Raw genomic sequence first — 19,378 nt, forward strand, 5'->3', positions numbered from 1 at the left:
GAATATAACTATGATGATAAACGGCACGTTTATGGGCCTTTATATAAAACGCAAACACATTCTCTACAAATATTATATAACTAACAATGTAGTCTTACAATATAAATTGCATAAATAATAAAAATTTGTACAATTTAAAGTGGAATGATTAAAATGCTTTAACTTTTTTGAAATTAAAATAAGTTAGCACTAAATAAAGAGAGAGAAATAAATTTTTAGTGGAATCATTTTTGCTTAGCATATAAGTCTATAGATTTAAAAAGTAAAATTGAACAAGTAATAAATAAAAACAAAGTGAATAAGCCATTAAATAAAGTATTTCTGAAAATTTGAAAAATAGTGATAGAGCTAAGTTTTTCTAAAAATATAGAGCCACTTGTCTTGATTTCAAACAGATCAAGGGAAAACAGTATTAACGTGATAAAGATCATATATAGTAAAGCTATGACAAAAAGGTTTAATATGTCAGACACAAATATTTTTTTCATAGTCACCAAGCTCCTCTCTTATTTCTCTATAGCCGATTAAACAATAAATAATAGTAATATGTATAAATTTACTAAAACTTTACAAAAGGTATAATAAAGCGAGTTATAGTGAACAATATAAATGCCATATAAGAAAAAGTGAGAATTTAATAAAATAACTTTAAATTTTAGGTCAAAACTGTTTAACATACCAATATTGTGCTAAAGAGTAAGTAGTTGGATTTTATCAAGAAGGGGAGGTTCAATATGTATAAAGCTATTATCTTTGATGTATATGGAACAATCTTTGATATGTCATCTTTAGAAAATGATATGACTCAATTTGATGATGAACTAGCTGCATCAATTTCAAAACTATGGCGAAAGACACAATTAAACCATATGTTTTTAAGACAAATTATGCAGCGCTATATTCCGTTTGATGATTTAACTAAAGATGCTTTACGATATGTACTGGATGAACATAAAATACAGTATAATAGAGATGATGTAAATCAATTATTTGATGCCTTTTTAGATTTAAATTATTTTAATGAAATACCACGTGTACTTTCTAGTTTGAATGCCAAAGGTTTTGATATAGGTGTACTATCCAATGGTAATGATAGTATGTTAATGCCATTAGTCGACAATTCCAAAATCAGTGACTATATAAACACTGTAATTAGTGTAGATGAGATTAAACAATATAAGCCAAGCCCTGCAAGTTATGCGCTAATATTAGAATATTATAAAATGACTAGAGAAGATATTTTGTTTGTATCTTCAAACTCCTGGGATGTAACAGGTGCAGCTAATTTTGGTTTTGATACCGTATGGGTAAACCGTAAAGGTGAACAATATGATAATAACGGTCAGTCGCCAACTATTACAGTGAATAATTTAAATGAAATGGCAAAATGGTTAGAAATGAATAAATAAATATAATAATAAAACAGCCCTAAATTTTAGGGCTGTTCAGAGTGTCGACAAAGTTTACGATTTTGTCGGCATTTTTTGTATAGACTTTTGCGATCACAGCCTGAGCCTGTAGTCTTTTTATTAACTAGTCAGGAGTCGGCCCAAATCAATGTGACTCTTCAAACAAAAATAATATGTTAGATTTAAATTTTATTTATGAAGTTGCCGAAGACAAATATTTGAAATGTATAGTATTATTTCAACGGAAGCGCACTTAAATCTAATTGGTAAAAGGCTAAATCAAGCCACGTATCAAATTTATAACCTACATTATGTATGGTGCCGGAATGCGTAAAGTTAAATTTCTTATGTAAATAAATACTATAATCATTTGTAGCATCAATACCAGCAACTAATGTTTTATAGCCATTGCTGTGGGCCTGTTGAATGATTTCTGAGAGTAATTGAGAAGCAATTCCTTTACCTCTATGGTGTTTATTAACATAAATAGAATGTTCAATTGAGTATTGATAGGCGGGCCAATCTCGAAATGAACCATAAGTAGCAAAACCGATTGCTTCTCCTTGTTCTTCATATACGATTACAGGTTCATTATTGTCGGTCTTTTTTTTGAACCAAGCTTCTCGCGATTCTAGGGTTTGGGGCTTATATGTATAAACTGCTGTAGTATTGAGTATAGCGTCATTATAGATATCTAATATATTAGGTAAGTCAGATTGAACTGCGTGGCGTATCATAAAATATCATCCTTTCAGTGAGGTTTTGTAAAAAATTCATAAGTGTAGTTAGAAAATCATTTATTTATATTTAACACCTAATATGATAAATACGCAATTTATTGTTATGAAAGTTAACATCTTAGATTATATAATAGATATTACCTTAGGAAATGAATGTATAGCCTATTATGCGTTGTGCTATACTTATGTAGAATTCTATAATAATTAAAGCTAATAAAGGAGTTATAAAGCATGAAAAAATGGGGGAGCCGACTCATTTCACTTGTTGGAGTATTGCTTATATTGGCAGCTATTTATATCTTTGCCAAGCCACATATTGATAATTATTTTACTGAAAAAGAGAATAATGAAAAGGTTGAAACTTTCGATCAACAACACAATAAGAACCAACGAAAGCATGTTGAAATACCAAAAGATAAATCAAAAATGGCAGGCTATATATCTGTACCAGATGCAGATATAAAAACACCAGTTTATCCTGGACCAGCGACACCAACACAACTTAAAAGAGGTGTGAGTTTTGCTGAAGCAGATGAATCATTAGAAGATCAAAACATTGCAATTGCTGGCCATACATTCACAGGTTCATCGACCTATCAATTTTCTAATTTGCCAAAAGCAAAAGAAGGAAGCAGTGTCTATTTTAAAACTGGTAATGAGGAAAAGACATATAAAATCACTAAAATATTTGATGTAAAACCTGAAGATGTTGAAGTTCTAGAAGAACAACAATCAGATAAACAGCAACTAACTTTAATCACTTGTGATAACTATAATGACCAAACTGGTGAATGGGAAGACCGTAAAATATTTGTTGCAGAAGCAACTTAAATGAAATTAGAACGTGAAAAAAAGACCGTATCGAGACGATGGTATTAAACTACTGTGATTAAACAAGAGTGTAGTTTAACGACAAGCATGAGCTTGCAATAATCGCTTGATAACGGTCTTTTTATTATTTATCGATAACGTCGATAAAACGTTTTGTAATTTCTTTTGGACGAGTAATTGCGCCACCAACGACAGTGCAATGCACACCAAGATTAGTAACTGCTTTGAACATCTCAGGTGTAATAACATTACCTTCAGCAATGACTTTAGCATCAACATTTGCTAAAACATCTTTAAGAAATTGGAAATTATTTTCATATAAAATATGTCCTTTAGTATAAGATGTATAGCCACGTAATGTAGTGCCTACATAATCGAAACCTAATTCGTCCGCGTATTGAGCTTCTTCAAGCGTTGAAATATCAGCCATGATTTCGACATTTGGTGCTGCTTGACGAATATATGAAACAAGTTCTTGTAGTGATTCTTTAGGACGTTGTTGTTTTGTAGCATCTAAGGCAATGACTTCACATTTGCTTTCAATTAATTCGTCAATTTCTTGACTTGTTGCGGTAATAAAAACGTCTGAATTATCGTAATCACGTTTAACGATACCAATAATTGGGAGGTGAACTTCTTTTTTGATAGCAATGATATCTTCTTTAGAATTTGCTCTAATGCCAACTGCGCCACCTTCGTATGCAGCTAGAGCCATTTTTGACATGATAAATGATGAGTGTAAAGGCTCATCAGATAGAGCTTGGCATGAAACAATTAATCCTTGTGGTAACATAATTTTGCACTCCATAACTTTTAGTAGATTTAATATTAAAATTAATTTGTATCGACTTAGTAATTTTAATATAACATCAAGAAAATAATAATCAATAGTTTTCGTTGTTATGAAAAACATTTTCATATATACTTTAATTATTATTTATTTTGAAAGGGTGAATTTTATGAAATTTGAAAATCGTGTTCAACGTTATCATCATTTATTTACAAAAACTGATAAACAAATTGTTGATTACATTCAAAATAATGATTTTGATGATACATTTTCCACAATTAATTCATTAGCCTATGCAATCAAAACATCGCCAGCGACCATTACACGCTTTAGCAATAAGTTGAATTATGACAACTTTCAAGATTTGAAATTTAATTTACAACAGGAAATGACAGACAGAGTTATTGAGAATAGCCCGCTTATTCAACGCATTCATAAGTACCATCAAGATATTATTCAACAAACTGGAGAGTTTATTTCTGATGAGAAAATTCAACGTTTTGTAAACCAAATTAATCGTAGTCGTCAGATTATTTATGCTGGTCTCGGTAGTTCAGGCTTATCTGCAACTGAATTTTACTATCGTATGATGCGCATGGGATTGAAAGGGAGTGTCTCTACAGATGCACATCAAATGAAAATTTTTGCGTCCTTATTAACAGCTTCTGATACTTTTGTAGCGATTTCAAATAGCGGTGAGACTACAGAGTTAATTGCTGCAGCTGAAATTGCCCATGAACGCGGTGCTTATGTAGTCGTCATAACAAATTATGAAGGCAGCACGTTAACACAATGCGCAGATTTAGTATTAATTACAACGGATCAATCTAGAATTAATGATACACAATTTATTAATACACAAATTGCGACACTTTTCTTAATAGATATCGTCAGTTATTTATTGCTGGATGACGAATATATGAATAATGTCTATCAACAAACTAAAAAAGTAATTTTAAATGAATGATAATAAAAAGATAACCTGCGAAATTGGGTGCGCGACTTTCCTCATATTTACTGAACGACATGTCGTCGTTTAAGTTAGAAGAAACGCATGATTTCACAGGTCATTTTTAAAATTTAGAAATTGCACCAAATAATGAAGCGTGATTTTGTGTACGTGTAGTTTGTATAGCTGCGTGACCATATTGTGGTGGTAAAAAACGTTCTATTTTTGGTGTGATATATTTTAGTAATTGTTGGTCTTGAGAGGATATACCGCCACCGATAAGAATTAAACCAGGATCATAGATGATTTGAATTTGTGCAATCCCTTCAGCAACAGCTTGGCTCCATTGGTTAAGAATAGATAGGGCCAGCGTGTCTTCTTGTTCAGCTAATTCAAATAGTTTAGGGACATCATCTTCATAAGGAAAAGCACGAGATAGCATTAAAGCTTTAAGTGCTGAAGTTGAGGCACGTTGCTCGAATGTCTTATTGTCTTCCGGGTTATATAATAAATAACCGATTTCGTTTGCCCTGTTACGTTCTCCATTGTATAACTGCAACGTATTGTTATAAAAAGCACCGCCGACGCCAGTACCTAGTGTAAGACAAAATATATTATCCACTTCATATTGGTGAAGGCAAAGTTCACCGAGTAAGGCGGCATTCACGTCATTAAAGACTTGTACTTGTGCACTCAGTGGTGCGAGTAAATTGTGAAAATTTGTTCCATTATAATTAGGTATCGTTGGTCCAGTGTAGACAACGATGCCGTTTTCTTCATCGATGACGCCAGCGCTAGATATGCCTACCTGTAAAGGGTTGAGATTGTGTGTGTGTTGAAAGTGCTCTACTAATGCATATACCGTATCGACGATAAGATGATTAATATTGTCAGGTGTAGAAACTTTGTGATAATCGATAAAATTTAAATCTTCGTCTAAAACAGCAGCTTTAATAGCTGTTCCTCCGATATCAATTGCGACTTTATAATTTTCCATATGCGATGCCTCCTGTAACGTCTTCTTATTATATGTATCATCTTTGTATTTAAATGTGTAGTTATAATCACATTTGAAAATTATTTTCATAAAATATCATAACAAATGATGAAACTTTTCAAAAAGCTATTGCTACTATTTATGGTAGCGTTTACAATTTTAAGTGTAAATAGAAATCTATGAAAGATGATATATAAATCAGTGAGTGATGATATACATTTTTTATAATAATAACTTAAGAAAAATAGATGGAGGGTTATCACATGGAAGAGAATTTAAAAGGTTTATATGCAGCGTTGTTGGTACCATTTGATGAGCAAGGCCAAGTGAAAGAAGAAGGATTACAACAGATTGTTAAAAACGCAATTGAAACAGAAGGTTTAGATGGTTTATATGTTAATGGTAGTTCAGGTGAAAACTTTTTAATAAATAAAGAACAGAAAAAACAAATCTTTAAACTTGCAAAAGAAGCAGTAAATGATGATGTGAAGATGATTGCACAAGTCGGTTCTTTAGATTTAAATGAAGCGATTGAATTGGGAAAATATGCTACAGAGTTGGGCTATGATGCTATTTCAGCAGTTACGCCATTTTACTATCCTTTCTCATTCGAAGAAATTAAAGATTATTATTTTGAATTAATTGAAGCAACTCAAAATAATCTCATTATATATGCTATTCCTGATTTAACGGGTGTAAATATATCAATTGAGCAATTCGGAGAACTCTTCAATCACGAAAAAGTAATCGGTGTGAAATACACGGCACCAAACTTCTTCTTGCTTGAGCGTATACGTAAAGCGTATCCAAATAAACTAATACTTTCTGGCTTTGATGAAATGTTAGTTCAAGCTGCAATATCTGGGGTAGATGGTGCAATTGGCTCAACTTATAATGTAAACGGCAAACGCGCAAGACAAATTTTTGAAAAAGCTCAAAATGGTGAAATTGAGGAAGCTTATCAAATTCAACATGATACAAATGACATTATTGAAAATGTATTATCCATGGGCATTTATTCAACATTAAAAGAAATTTTAGCAACACGTGGTATTGATGGTGGTCAACCTAAGCGTCCATTCAAACCATTTGATGAAAGTAATAGAAGTAAATTGGAAACATTAATCAAAAACTATAATTTATAAAACATCACGTAAGGGGATGAAGTAAATGCAACAGGTAGGTTTTGGTACATGGAACTGGGTAGCAGTAATCGTTTATTTATTAATTATGCTGTTAGTTGGGGCATATTTTACAAAACGAGCAAGTCAAAATACAGATAGCTTTTTCACGGCAAGCGGACGTTTGCCATCTTGGGCGGTAGGATTTTCTATTTATGCGACCACTTTAAGTGCGATCACATTTATGTCTACGCCAGAAAAAGCATTTCTAACTGACTGGTCTTATATTGCTGGTAATATTGCAATTGTAGCAATTATTCCACTGTTAATTTATTTTTATGTGCCGTTTTTCAAAAAGTTAAATGTTACTTCGGCATACGAGTATTTAGAAGCACGATTTGGACCGAGTGTCCGCGTCATAGGTTCATTACTGTTTGTGTTATTTCATATAGGTAGAGTTGCAATAGTAATTTATTTACCTACATTGGCAATCACAGCAGTATCTGATATGAATCCTTATGTAGTGGCAAGTCTGGTCGGCATACTTTGTATCTTATATACTTTCCTAGGGGGCTTTGAAGGTGTAGTATGGAGTGACTTTATTCAAGGGGTTATCTTATTAGGTGGTGCCGCAGCAATTATCATCTTAGGGGTAACGCATATACAAGGTGGTATGGATACACTTATATCAGATGCTTTAGAGAACAAGAAAATTATTAGTGCAGATAACTGGAAATTAAATTCAGCAGCTGCAGCGATTCCTATTATTTTCTTAGGGAATATATTTAATAACTTGCACCAATATACGGCGAGTCAAGACGTAGTACAACGTTATCAAGCGTCAGATTCGATGAAAGAAACAAAAAAATCATTATGGATGAATGGTGCTTTAGCATTAATTTCTGCACCATTATTTTATGGTATGGGTACAATGCTTTATTCATTCTATAGCCATGAAAGTAGTTTGCCAGAAGGTTTTAATACATCATCAATCGTACCTTACTTTATACTTACTGAAATGCCGCCATTTATTGCTGGTTTACTAATCGCTGCTATTTTTGCAGCCGCGCAGTCAACGATTTCATCAAGCTTAAATTCAATTTCTGCTTGTTTATCTGTCGATATTAAACATAGATTTTTCGGTAAAGGTGAAGAGAAAAAAGAAGTTACGTTTGCAAGATGGATGATTATTTTATCAGGTTTGTTTGGTTTTGGAATGTCACTCTATCTTATTGCAGCGGATTCCAATGATTTATGGGATTTATTCTTATTAGTTACAGGTCTTGTAGGCGTACCATTAGCAGGTGTATTTGCGGTTGGTATCTTTACAAAACGTACGAATACATTTGGTGTCATTGTAGGATTGATTTTGGGAATTATATTTGCTTATATCTTTAACGGTGTAGGTGGAGGAAGTTCACCATTCTTCGTTTCCATTATTTCATTTGTAGTTGCATTTATCTTCTCTTATATTGTGAGTATTATTGTTCCAGGTGAGAAGAAAGATATTAAAGGTTTAACTATTTATGATATTAAAGAAAAATCTAATTATGTATCTAAAGTACATGTTAAAAAACCTAAAAGTTAAGCATGATTATACAACAACTTTCCTTAATTAAAATAACTGTTAAAGCTATAATATAGTTTGAAATAAAAGTGAAAATTACAATATTGGAAGCATATAAACTGTCGAAAAAGCATCAAATTTTCCGGCAGTTTTTGTATTTGTTTTCCATTATTTAAGTTACATGAAAAAATATAAAATTGATTTTTGTAATAAGACAGTGTGGGTTAAGTATTAATAATTAAATTACAATATATAATGAATTTACTTTGAATCAAACTGTATAGTCGATATAATATAAAGATATACATAATAAGGAAGATTTGAGGGGACATTATGATAAAAGCAATTGCAGTTGATATGGATGGAACATTTTTAGATTCCAAAAAAGGTTATGATGAAAAAAGATTTGAACAAATTTTTCAACAGCTCAAAGCACATGACATTAAGTTTATTGCAGCAAGTGGTAACCAATATGCAAAATTAAAATCTATTTTCGGGCAACGTGATATGTTGTTTGTGGCTGAAAACGGTGCGGTTATATATGAAGGAGATACTTTATATGACTATGAAGCATTTGATAGAAGCTTTTATCAAAAAGTAATTGACTATTTAAATATTGAGCGTGGCATTGATAATCTGATTGTTTGTGGATTACGCAGTGCATATATATTAAAAGATAATACGGAAGCATTTAAAAAAGATGCGCATTTTTATTATCGTCAATTGGAAGAAATTGAGTCATTTCAAGATTTGCCAGAGGATGAATATGTGAAAATAGCATTGAATATTAATAGAAACTCACATCCGACACTGGATGATGATTTAACTAAAAACTTTACAGAAGATTTAAAACTTGTGTCGAGTGGTCGAGACAGTATCGATCTTATTATACCTGGAATGACTAAAGGCCAGGCATTGCATCGTTTACTTAAAAAATGGGAATTAAGTCCTGATAGCCTGATGGCATTTGGTGATGCCAATAATGACTTAGATATGTTAGAACTTGCAACACATAGTTATGTTATGAAAAATAGTGAAGATGAAACATTATTTGAAGTAGCAAATCACATCGCACCTACGAATGATGAGCAAGGCGTGTTAACTGTGATTGAGGAAAAAGTATTAAAAGTACTGAATTAAATAGGGAAGCGGGACAGAAATCTTTAACTTTGCTGTATTTATGTACCTTACGCTTAAACTGTCGACAAAATCGTAACGTTGTTGGCAGTTTTTTTGTCCTTTCTACAAACATAACTTTGACAGTGCTATATAAATTTCATACTCGCTTGCCTAGGGCTATAAGCCTCAGCCTATAGTCTTGGGCTCGTGCTGTTCCCTCAGGCGTCTCGTATGAAATAATGATTTGGATACTATAGTTTATATAAAGAGAGTTGATTTATTATAAATCATACTCGCTTGCAAGAGCACAGCCTTAGTCGTTTATATTAGCCACTACAATTATATAAACATATTATTTCAATAAGAATTAAAAAGTAGCTATACTAAGATATATAATTGATTTGAAAGGTAGGTCACTCAGGTTATGACACAAATGCAACAAACGATATTAGATGCGTTTAATTTTAGACATGCAACAAAACGTTTTGACGCAAGTAAAAAAATAGAAGACAGTGATTTTAATACTATTTTAGAAGCGGGCAGACTTTCACCAAGTTCACTTGGATTAGAGCCGTGGAAATTTGTTGTAATTCAAAATAGTGAGATCAGAAATAAATTGAAAGAAATCAGTTGGGGGGCACAAGGCCAACTAGATACAGCAAGTCATTTTGTATTGCTTTTAGCACGCAAAAATGTAACAGCAAAATCACCTTTCGTTCAACATATGATACGTGATATTAAACAATATAGTGAAGAAAGTATTCCCGCAACAGAAGAAAAATTTGAAAGTTTCCAAACAAGTTTCCATATTAATGATACTGAACAAACATTGTTAGATTGGGCTAAAAAACAAACATATATTGCACTTGGTAATATGATGACGAGTGCAGCATTGTTAAACATTGATTCTTGTCCTATCGAAGGCTTTGATTTAGATGCGGTTACTCAATTCTTAGATGAAGAAGGTATTGCAGATACAGCACACTTTGCACCTTCCGTAATGGCTGCTTTTGGTTATAGAGAAACAGAATCGAAAGACAAAGTACGTCAGCCACAATCAGATGTTGTAACGTGGTTATAATAAACTATTAGTAAAATATTTAATTTATATAATAAATAAAACCTCCAAACTATCTACTTTTTGCAGAAGCTTTGGAGGTTTCTTTGTATACTTTATTCGAAAAGACGCTAGTAGTTATTCATTTTTATCTGCTACGAGTGAGGTGTCATTGTGTATTGCAATTTCAAAACCTTCTGGTCCAATAAATTGTTCTGAAGTTGCACTAGGTTTGTAAATATCTACATGTGATAGACCGAAACTTGTGTCGTTATCTTGACGCATCGTGTTAGATTGCCATACGTTTGCTGCAATATGGTGGTGGTATCGGTTAGTAGACATGAATAGCGCTTGTGGGTAATCAGAAATGTGCTCTAACCCTAATTGGTCAATATAATAACGACGCGCTTGTTCTAAGTCTGCGGTTTTTAAATGTAAATGTCCTATTTTGGCATCGCTAGGCATACCTTGCCAACCTGTTTCTGTACGTTGTGCAACAAGGTCATTAACGTCGACTTGCAGTGTATCCATTTTTACTTTATTACCGTTCCATGACCATTCATCTTTTGAGCGATCATCATAGATTTCAATTCCGTTGCCTTCAGGATCTGAGAGGTATAACGCTTCACTGACAAGGTGGTCACCTCCACCAACTTGTACGCCTAAACTTGATGCGTGATATAAAAAATTAGCTAAATCTACTCTAGATGGTAATAGTAGAGCGATATGGAATAGACCTGCTTCTTTCATAGAAGGGCGACGTCCATCAGTGATTTCGTGTAAAGTTAAAGTGTGACCATGGTTGCCTATATTAAATATAATGTCCTTTTGTGTTTCAGTATTGACGGTTAAGCCTAAAATTTGTTTATAAAATTTAATCATTGTTGATAGGTTTTCAACATTTAAAGTGATATTCGTTACTTGGATTGATGTATTATCGTGAAAAGTCATAATAAAGCTCCTTATCATTACTTGTATTTATTATTATTACAAGTTTGAGTTTAGAGTAACTTACTTTATAAGTCAACACAATTTGCTTGAATATACAAATAGAATTTCAAAATTATTTATTGTTTGAATATCAACATTCGGGTATATTAGGGTTAAATGAAGAAAGTTAACGGATAGGAGTTTTGAAAATGCCACATTATTATTTTAAAGAAAATTTTTTCAGTTCTTCCAAATCAGCAATTGATGTGTTTAATGATAAGGATGAAGCGGTATTTAAGTTACAGTTATTTTATACTTCATCAACACAAGAAGCTTTTGCAATGTTTGGCAATAGTAAACAAAACTTTGAGATTACAGATGGCAAAGATACGTATCGTATTCTTCAGGAAAAAACCATAAGTGGGGCATTTAAAACGCCATTTAAAACGGTATGGGAAGTAGAGAAAAACGACAATCCAATAGGTGTTTTTCGTTCGAAAATAGGGTTTAAACCCACATTACTTTTTGAAGGTAATAAAGGAGATACATTAAAATTTCAATCAGGACTTTTTTCTAGAAGCGTAAAAGTGACAGACGGACACAATGTATTAATGCAAACAAAGTCTGAACGCTTTAAATTAGCATCACGTCATGACGTATATATTGAAGATGAAACGTATCACCCAGCAATGTTAATTATGTTATTTCAAGTGTTTTACGAATTTCAAGAACAACAACGGAAAAACTCAAACTAAAACTTATTATAATTATGCCGGCAGTGATCCTCATTGCTGGTATTTTTGTATCTTTCTCAGCAACTAATTATGTAAAAATATTCCTATATTTACATATGTTAACTTATGGTAAAATATGGAGACAATGTAATTAACGTGATTTTGGGGGTGAGGGTTTGAAAGTATTTTGGAAATTAGGATGGTTTTTTAAGCAACAAAAAATGAGCTATATTATTGGTTTGTTTACGTTGCTATTAATCGCATTAATTGAAATTGTACCACCTCAAATCATAGGTAAGACAATAGATCAAATGACGACAAATAAGTTAACACCCAAATTATTAACAATCTACCTCATTATCCTAACTATAGTAGCGATATTAACGTATGTTTTAAGATATGTATGGAGATTATCTATTTTTGGAACGAGCCAAAAGTTAGGGCAGACTTTGAGAACCTATTTATATGAAAAATATACGGCGATGAGTGCGATATTTTTCCAAAACAGACGTACAGGCGATTTAATGGCGCATGCAACTAACGATATTAGAGCAGTTCAAAATGCTGCAGGTGCGGGTATTCTAATGATTGCTGATTCGCTAATTAGTGGAGGTACCGTTGTAATTACTATGGCTACGACGGTAAGTTGGAAACTAACATTAATTGCGCTCATTCCCTTACCTTTTATGGTGTTATTAACAAGTTACTATGGGTCTCTTTTAAGCAAAGGGTTTAAAAAAGCACAAGCTGCATTTAGTAAATTGAATGATAAAACACAAGAAAGTGTTGCAGGTATTAAAGTGACTAAAACATTTGGTTATGAAACAAGTGACCAAGCAGATTTCAAAGCGCTCAGTGATGATGTCGTAGCGAAAAATTTGAAAGTATCGAAAATAGACGCCTTATTTGACCCTACGATAACATTGGTAATTGGTACGAGTTACTTTTTAGCAATTGCATTTGGTGCACAAATGGTATTTCAAAATGAGATTACGCTAGGACAACTTATCACTTTTACTACGTATTTAGGCATGCTTGTATGGCCATTATTAGCACTAGGTTTATTTTTTAATATTGTGCAGAGAGCCAAAGCTTCTTATGAGCGTATTGAGGAAATTGAAAACTTACCGAATGATATAGAGACTACTTATAAAATCGATGGTCCTCCAACAGGTGACATTATATTTAATATAGAACAATTTAATTTCCCGGGTAATGATGAACAAGGACTTTATGGAATTCATTTTTCAGTTAAGCAAGGATCGACACTCGGTATTGTAGGGCGTACAGGTTCTGGGAAAAGTGCATTAATACGTTTACTATTGAGAGAATTTGATACTAAAAGACCACAAGATATCACTTACGGTGGCTATCCAATTCGAGACTATAATGTGAAGCATTTAAGAGCTCAATTTGGCTACGTGCCACAAGAACACTTTTTATTTTCTACTACAATACGTAATAATATCGCATTTAGTAATGAGGAGATTGATGATGACAGTATTTATGAAGCGAGTCGCTTAAGTCTTATTCATGACGATATTATGGATTTTCCCAATAGTTATCATACTGTAGTTGGTGAACGAGGTGTTTCTTTATCTGGTGGTCAAAAGCAACGTGTGTCAATCGCACGAGCATTGTTAGTAGATCCAGAAGTTCTTATCTTGGATGATTCATTGTCAGCTGTGGATGCACAGACAGAAGAAGCTATTTTAGCTAATTTAGAAAGTGTTAGAAATGGTAAAACCAACATCATTACTGCACATCGCATGAGCGCTGTAAAACATGCTGACTTCATCATTGTATTGGATGAAGGGACAATCGTTGAAAGTGGTACACACACTTCGCTCATAGAGAAAAAAGGTTGGTATTATGAAACGTATCAAGCCCAAGCTTTACAAGATAAGTTATCACGTAACTTAGATGATCTTACGAAAGGGGGCGATGAAAATGACTGAACGTACTAACTTAACTGCCAAGGATCAAGGGAGTGCATTAATTCGGTTATTTAAATATACGCTACCCTATAAAGGTACAATCACGTTAGCCTTTATCATGCTGATCTTATCCACTGTGGCAAGTATGATGACGCCGTATATGGTCAAGATATTTATTGATGATTATTTAACGCCACGATATTTTCCAAAAGATATTATGATTTGGTTGATTGTAATATTTCTAGGCATACAAATCATAGGTGCTATCACGCTTTATTTTAGTCAGTATATGTTCCAATATTTAGCTTTTAAGGTAATTCAACAATTGCGTATTGACGCTTTTAATAAATTAGGGAAATTAGGAATGAAGTATTTCGATAAAGTACCTGGGGGCAGTATTGTATCAAGATTGACGAATGACACAGAAACAATCGTGGATATGATTATTGGTGTGTTTTCTACTTTTATCATGGCATTTTTTATGATGATTGCAAGCTATATTATGATGTTTATTTTAGACGTAAAATTAGCATTAATTGCACTTGTGTTTTTGCCTATTATTTTTCTAATATTAGCGACGTATAGAAAATATTCTGCCTTTCTTTTTACTAAAACGAGACAAAGATTATCTGATTTAAACTCTAAATTAGCAGAATCAATTGAAGGTATGAGAATTATTCAAGCGTTTAATCAAGAGCAACGATTAAATAAAGAGTTTAATAAGATTAATGACGAACATTATGATTATATGCTGAAGACAGTAAAGTTGGATAGTTTATTATTACGTCCTGCCATCAGTTCGATATCAGTTTTTGCAGTGGTCATGATTCTTGGTTATTTTGGTGTTATAAGTTTTACTACTGGTATCACGGCGGGTGTTGTATTTGCGTTTGTACAATATATGGAACGTTTCTTTGAACCTATTAATCAAGTGAGTCAGAATTTAAATATCTTACAACAAGCACTCGTATCAGCTAGCAGAGTATTTGCACTTATTGATGATGACACTTATGAACCACAACAGCATGAAATCAATACGCGCAAAATTGAAGAAGGAAAAATTGCATTTAAACATGTTAGTTTTAGTTATGATGGTGAAACAGATGTGCTGAAAGATATCACTTTTACTGCCAATCCAGGTGAAATGGTAGCTTTAGTTGGTCATACTGGCTCTGGAAAGAGTTCTATCATTAACCTGTTTATGCGTTTTTATGAATTTAACCGAGGTGACATAGAAGTGGATGGCAATTCACTTAAGACGATACCTAAATCGGAATTAAAAGAGAAGATAGGATTAGTCTTACAAGATGCATTTATATTTTACGGTACAATATCATCTAATATTAAGTTGTACCATCCTACAATGACATTTGAACAAGTGAAGGCTGCAGCAGAATTTGTACATGCTAATCATTTTATTGAGAAATTGCCAGGGCAATATAATCATAAAGTGATAGAAAAAGGGAGTGCCTTTTCAAGTGGCGAAAGACAATTAATTGCCTTCGCGAGAACAATTGCTACGAATCCCAAAGTATTAATTTTAGACGAAGCAACTGCAAATATAGATTCAGAAACAGAAGAACAAATACAAAAATCATTAAATGAAATGCGAAAAGGTCGCACAACTTTAGCAATTGCACATAGATTATCTACAATACAAGATGCGGATCAAATTCTTGTATTAAACCGTGGGGAAATAGTAGAACGTGGTACCCATGATCAATTGATTGCACAACACGGTATATATCATAATATGTATTTATTACAAAATGGATAAGAAAGAGGCGGGCGTATGAAATCAAAATTTGATTTCATACATCCACCTCTACATGGCTGACTAGAACAAGGCATGCAAGAACTGAAACGTTTGCATAAGAACTTGAAACAAGTGTATTTAAATGTCAGCCAGCTATTGTGAAATATCTAATTTAAACTTTTAATACTTAACCTACATAAACATCTTGATAATCTGAATTTTTTTCAATTACTGCTTCAGCAAATGGACAAGATGCAGTCACTTTTAAATTATTATCACGTGCATAATCTACAACTGCTTTAACTAATTTCGAACCAATGCCTTGTCCGCCAAATTCTTCTGGAACACCAGTGTGATCAATATCAATTTGATTATCACCTTGTTGTTTGAAAGTAATTTGTGCTTGTGGGTTATTTTCGTCATCACCAATGTAAAATTTATTGGTACCTTGTTTAATATCAGCCATTATTATCACTCCTATTATAAATGTATTACTTACTAAATATCACGTTTTGCCGAATGTTAAACAATTTACAGTATGAATTAACATAGAAGTGATAAAGTTGAGTATAGAAAATATAATGATTAAGCGAAAACCATTGAAAAATATGTAAAATAAGTTTATAGTTTTAACGGAACAATTTCGATTTGGAGGAGCGTTTTTTTGAAAAAAAGTATACTGTTGATACTGACATGTGTATGTGCTGTGTTACTCAGTGCGTGCGGAGATATTAATAAAGAAGAAAAAAAAGACGTCAGTTCTAAAAATAAACTAAAAATATATACGACTGCATTTGCATTCAAAAGCTTTACCGAACAAATCGGTGGCAAATATGTGGAAGCAGAATCTATTTATCCACCGGGCGCTGATATGCACTCATTTGAGCCTACGCAAAAAGAGATGATTAATATTGCCAAAGGTGATTTGTTTGTTTATTCAAGTGAAGATATGGATCCAGTCGCAAAAACAATTACAAATTCTATCAATAATGATAATTTAAAATTGCCCTTAGCAAAAAATTTGAGTGAAAAAGATTTTAATGCTAATCATGAACACGAGGAAGCAGAGCATAGCCATGAACATGAAGGCCACGAACATGAAGAAATAGCACACGAACACGAAGGCCATGAACATTCAGACAAAGCAGATGAACACGAAGGCCATGACCATGGCAAAAATGATCCTCATGTGTGGCTTGATCCAGAGATGAACAAAATATTCGCAAAAGAAATCAGAGATGATTTAACGAAAAAAGATCCTAAACACCAAGATTATTATGACAAAAATTATCAAAAATTAGTTAAAGATATTGAAGCTATTGATGAGCAAATGAAAGCAATTACTAAAGATACGAAACGAGATAAAGTAGTTATTTCACATGATTCGATTGGTTATTTAGCTAACAGATATGGTTTTGAACAAGTGGGTGTCAGCGGTATGAATAATGAAGAACCAAGTCAAAGAGATTTGATGGATATTGTTAAAAACATTAAAGCTACAGGACAGCCCTACGTTTTATATGAACAAAATATTTCTTCTAAAGTAACAGATGTCATTCAGAAGGAATCTGATTCGACACCATTAGGTTTCCATAATATGGCGACCTTGTCTAAATCCGAAGCGGATAAAGACAACATTTCATACCAATCATTGATGAAAAAAAACATAAAATCATTGGATAAAGCTTTAAACGATTAAAAAGTCAAAGTCAAAAAGCCACGAAAGAATGGTGTTTTAGCGCATTTCTTCGTGGCTTTTTAATATTATTATTCAAGTCTATGACTGATGTGTTTAGTCATATCTTATATAAGATACAGTGGTATTATAATATTCATCAAGACCATGAATACCATCAGCGCCACCTAAACCAGATTCTCTCCAACCTGCATGGAAGCCATTCACGACTTCTTCAGCTTCACAGTTAGCATAAACTTCGCCAAATTTAAGACGTTCTGTAGCAGTCATTATTTCTTTTAAATCTTCAGAAAAGATAAATGACGATAACCCGGCATTAGTATCGTTTGCTTGTTCAATAGCGTCTTCAAATTCATTATATGTCACAATCGGTATGACAGGACCAAAAATTTCTTCTTTAAATGCACTATCTTGTGGATTAACTTTATCTAAAATAGTTGGTTCATAAAAATAGCCGGCGCCATCCACTTTATGTCCGCCTGTAATTAAGTCAGCACCATTTTTGATAGCATCTTGTACTTTGTCATCAATGCTATCAAGTTGTTGTTGATTAATAATAGCACCATAGTCCGTATCCTTATTGAATGGGTCGCCAACTTTAAGTTGTTCCATCTTAACTTTTAATTTATTGATAAATGTATCGTGAATTGCTTCGTGTACAAAAATACGTTCTGGACATGTACATACTTGACCAGCATTGTTTACTCTTGCAGTAACGATATAGTCAACAGCTTTATCTAAATTAGCGTTAGCAGTGACGAGTGCAGGGGCGTTACCACCAAGCTCTAAATTAACCTTTTTAACTGTACTAGCACTTTCAGCATAAACAGATTTACCCGCACGCATACTACCAGTAAGAGAGATTAATTGAATGTCAGGATGTTGTGCCAATTGAGTACCAACTGTTTCGCCTTTACCTGGTAGGATTTGTACAAGGCCAGCAGGTATTGTAGATTGGCGAATAAGTTCTGCAAGTTTAAGTGTAATTAAAGAAGTTGCTTCACTAGGTTTAATCACTACCGAACAGCCAGTAACGATAGCTGGTATGACTTTTCTCATTAATACCATAATTGGCGCGTTCCAAGGAACAATGCCAGCAGTAACACCAACGGGTTTTTTCGTAAGTAAAATAGTTTCGTTTTCACGACTGTTTTGTAAAACCTCACCTTTGTTACTCATACTTAAGCTAGTCATATAATCGATGAACTGAATCGCTTTATCAATTTCACCCTTAGCTGAAGCAAGTGTTTTACCTTGTTCTTTAACGTATAATTCTGCCAATGTATCTTTATTCTGTTCCAATAATGGAATTAATAATTTTACATGATCAGCACGCGTAGGTTCAGGTACTTTTTCCCATTCTAACTGAGCGTGTTTTGATTTTTCTACTGCATCATTAACTTCTGATTCTGTTGCGAATGAAATTGTATCTATTACTTCTTCCGTAGCAGGGTTAATTACGTCTGCTGTGTCAGTTGATTTACTTTCGATAAATTCATTATTGATAAATACTTTGTTCAATTATGACACCTCCATCTAGTTCCTTCTACCACTGAAGTGGTTTTTAAAAACGAAAATGAGAGAAATAATATTATTTTGTATAATAATTAATGAGATATTTTAATTTACTTTTGAAGTGAAAATAAGTAATGAAAATGACTTTTAGTCTTAAATAAGAGCATAAAATAGATGTTTTATTTATTTTGGTATATTTTTTATACTTATCTGTTGACTATGTTATTGAG

General features: G+C 32.9%; 17 protein-coding genes. 11 read left to right on the forward strand and 6 right to left on the reverse strand.

Annotated features, from left to right (window positions below; genetic code table 11):
* Positions 1 to 734 precede the first annotated feature (734 nt).
* Positions 735 to 1,409 carry a haloacid dehalogenase type II gene (locus tag AAA453_RS03750; RefSeq protein ID WP_069817170.1) on the forward strand — a complete coding sequence of 225 codons (675 nt, stop codon included), beginning with the start codon at positions 735 to 737 and terminating at the stop codon, positions 1,407 to 1,409.
* A gap of 233 nt (positions 1,410 to 1,642) precedes the next feature.
* On the opposite strand, the gene AAA453_RS03755 is transcribed toward AAA453_RS03750, so the two are convergent.
* Positions 1,643 to 2,146: a GNAT family N-acetyltransferase gene (locus AAA453_RS03755; protein WP_427706378.1), complete on the reverse strand. Its 504-nt coding sequence runs from the start codon at positions 2,144 to 2,146 to the stop codon at positions 1,643 to 1,645.
* Positions 2,147 to 2,380: 234 nt separating this feature from the next.
* Between AAA453_RS03755 and srtA the strand changes: the two genes are divergently transcribed.
* Entirely contained in the window at positions 2,381 to 2,980 is a 600-nt protein-coding gene (gene srtA / locus AAA453_RS03760) for a class A sortase SrtA (RefSeq protein WP_427706380.1), read from the forward strand.
* Between the two features lie 124 nt (positions 2,981 to 3,104).
* On the opposite strand, the gene AAA453_RS03765 is transcribed toward srtA, so the two are convergent.
* Positions 3,105 to 3,773, reverse strand: a complete 669-nt coding sequence (locus AAA453_RS03765; RefSeq protein ID WP_069817164.1) for an N-acetylmannosamine-6-phosphate 2-epimerase — start codon at positions 3,771 to 3,773, stop codon at positions 3,105 to 3,107.
* A gap of 166 nt (positions 3,774 to 3,939) precedes the next feature.
* On the opposite strand from AAA453_RS03765, the gene AAA453_RS03770 reads away from it, so the two are divergent.
* Positions 3,940 to 4,737: a MurR/RpiR family transcriptional regulator gene (locus AAA453_RS03770; protein WP_277581870.1), complete on the forward strand. Its 798-nt coding sequence runs from the start codon at positions 3,940 to 3,942 to the stop codon at positions 4,735 to 4,737.
* 106 nt (positions 4,738 to 4,843) lie between these two features.
* On the opposite strand, the gene AAA453_RS03775 is transcribed toward AAA453_RS03770, so the two are convergent.
* Positions 4,844 to 5,716: an ROK family protein gene (locus AAA453_RS03775; RefSeq protein ID WP_427706382.1), complete on the reverse strand. Its 873-nt coding sequence runs from the start codon at positions 5,714 to 5,716 to the stop codon at positions 4,844 to 4,846.
* A gap of 263 nt (positions 5,717 to 5,979) precedes the next feature.
* Between AAA453_RS03775 and AAA453_RS03780 the strand changes: the two genes are divergently transcribed.
* The 4 genes from AAA453_RS03780 (at position 5,980) to AAA453_RS03795 (ending at position 10,604) form a co-directional block, all read left to right on the forward strand.
* Entirely contained in the window at positions 5,980 to 6,861 is an 882-nt protein-coding gene (locus AAA453_RS03780) for an N-acetylneuraminate lyase (protein WP_069817158.1), read from the forward strand.
* A gap of 25 nt (positions 6,862 to 6,886) precedes the next feature.
* A complete protein-coding gene (locus tag AAA453_RS03785) occupies positions 6,887 to 8,425 on the forward strand; it encodes a sodium:solute symporter (protein WP_427706384.1) in 1,539 nt (512 codons plus the stop codon).
* A gap of 312 nt (positions 8,426 to 8,737) precedes the next feature.
* The gene (locus AAA453_RS03790; protein WP_069817154.1) at positions 8,738 to 9,544 is read left to right on the forward strand and encodes a Cof-type HAD-IIB family hydrolase; all 807 of its coding nucleotides are present in this window, start codon (positions 8,738 to 8,740) and stop codon (positions 9,542 to 9,544) included.
* Between the two features lie 403 nt (positions 9,545 to 9,947).
* Positions 9,948 to 10,604: an NAD(P)H-dependent oxidoreductase gene (locus AAA453_RS03795; protein WP_069817152.1), complete on the forward strand. Its 657-nt coding sequence runs from the start codon at positions 9,948 to 9,950 to the stop codon at positions 10,602 to 10,604.
* 114 nt (positions 10,605 to 10,718) lie between these two features.
* Here AAA453_RS03795 and AAA453_RS03800 read toward each other — a convergent pair whose 3' ends face one another.
* Complete coding sequence (locus AAA453_RS03800; RefSeq protein WP_427706386.1) at positions 10,719 to 11,531, reverse strand: VOC family protein; 813 nt, start codon at positions 11,529 to 11,531, stop codon at positions 10,719 to 10,721.
* 188 nt (positions 11,532 to 11,719) lie between these two features.
* Here AAA453_RS03800 and AAA453_RS03805 point away from each other — a divergent pair, with 188 nt between their 5' ends.
* From AAA453_RS03805 to AAA453_RS03815, 3 genes are all read left to right on the forward strand, one after another.
* On the forward strand, positions 11,720 to 12,265 hold the full coding sequence (locus AAA453_RS03805) for a tubby C-terminal domain-like protein (RefSeq protein ID WP_069817148.1): 546 nt from the start codon (positions 11,720 to 11,722) through the stop codon (positions 12,263 to 12,265).
* Positions 12,266 to 12,420: 155 nt separating this feature from the next.
* Positions 12,421 to 14,202: an ABC transporter ATP-binding protein gene (locus tag AAA453_RS03810; RefSeq protein WP_427706388.1), complete on the forward strand. Its 1,782-nt coding sequence runs from the start codon at positions 12,421 to 12,423 to the stop codon at positions 14,200 to 14,202.
* Positions 14,195 to 15,958, forward strand: coding sequence for an ABC transporter ATP-binding protein (locus AAA453_RS03815; protein WP_069833213.1), 1,764 nt, complete (start codon positions 14,195 to 14,197; stop codon positions 15,956 to 15,958). The genes AAA453_RS03810 and AAA453_RS03815 overlap by 8 nt, the downstream gene beginning before the upstream one ends.
* A gap of 166 nt (positions 15,959 to 16,124) precedes the next feature.
* Here AAA453_RS03815 and AAA453_RS03820 read toward each other — a convergent pair whose 3' ends face one another.
* Entirely contained in the window at positions 16,125 to 16,403 is a 279-nt protein-coding gene (locus AAA453_RS03820; RefSeq protein WP_069817142.1) for a GNAT family N-acetyltransferase, read from the reverse strand.
* Between the two features lie 198 nt (positions 16,404 to 16,601).
* On the opposite strand from AAA453_RS03820, the gene AAA453_RS03825 reads away from it, so the two are divergent.
* Positions 16,602 to 17,636: a metal ABC transporter solute-binding protein, Zn/Mn family gene (locus tag AAA453_RS03825; RefSeq protein WP_427706390.1), complete on the forward strand. Its 1,035-nt coding sequence runs from the start codon at positions 16,602 to 16,604 to the stop codon at positions 17,634 to 17,636.
* A 93-nt stretch (positions 17,637 to 17,729) separates the two neighbouring features.
* Here the strand turns inward: AAA453_RS03825 and aldA are convergent, their stop codons facing one another.
* Positions 17,730 to 19,154 carry an aldehyde dehydrogenase gene (gene aldA / locus AAA453_RS03830; RefSeq protein ID WP_069817137.1) on the reverse strand — a complete coding sequence of 475 codons (1,425 nt, stop codon included), beginning with the start codon at positions 19,152 to 19,154 and terminating at the stop codon, positions 17,730 to 17,732.
* Between the last annotated feature and the right edge of the window lie 224 nt (positions 19,155 to 19,378).

The sequence above is a fragment of the Staphylococcus parequorum genome (assembly GCF_039237145.1).
GTDB classification, from domain to species: domain Bacteria; phylum Bacillota; class Bacilli; order Staphylococcales; family Staphylococcaceae; genus Staphylococcus; species Staphylococcus equorum_A.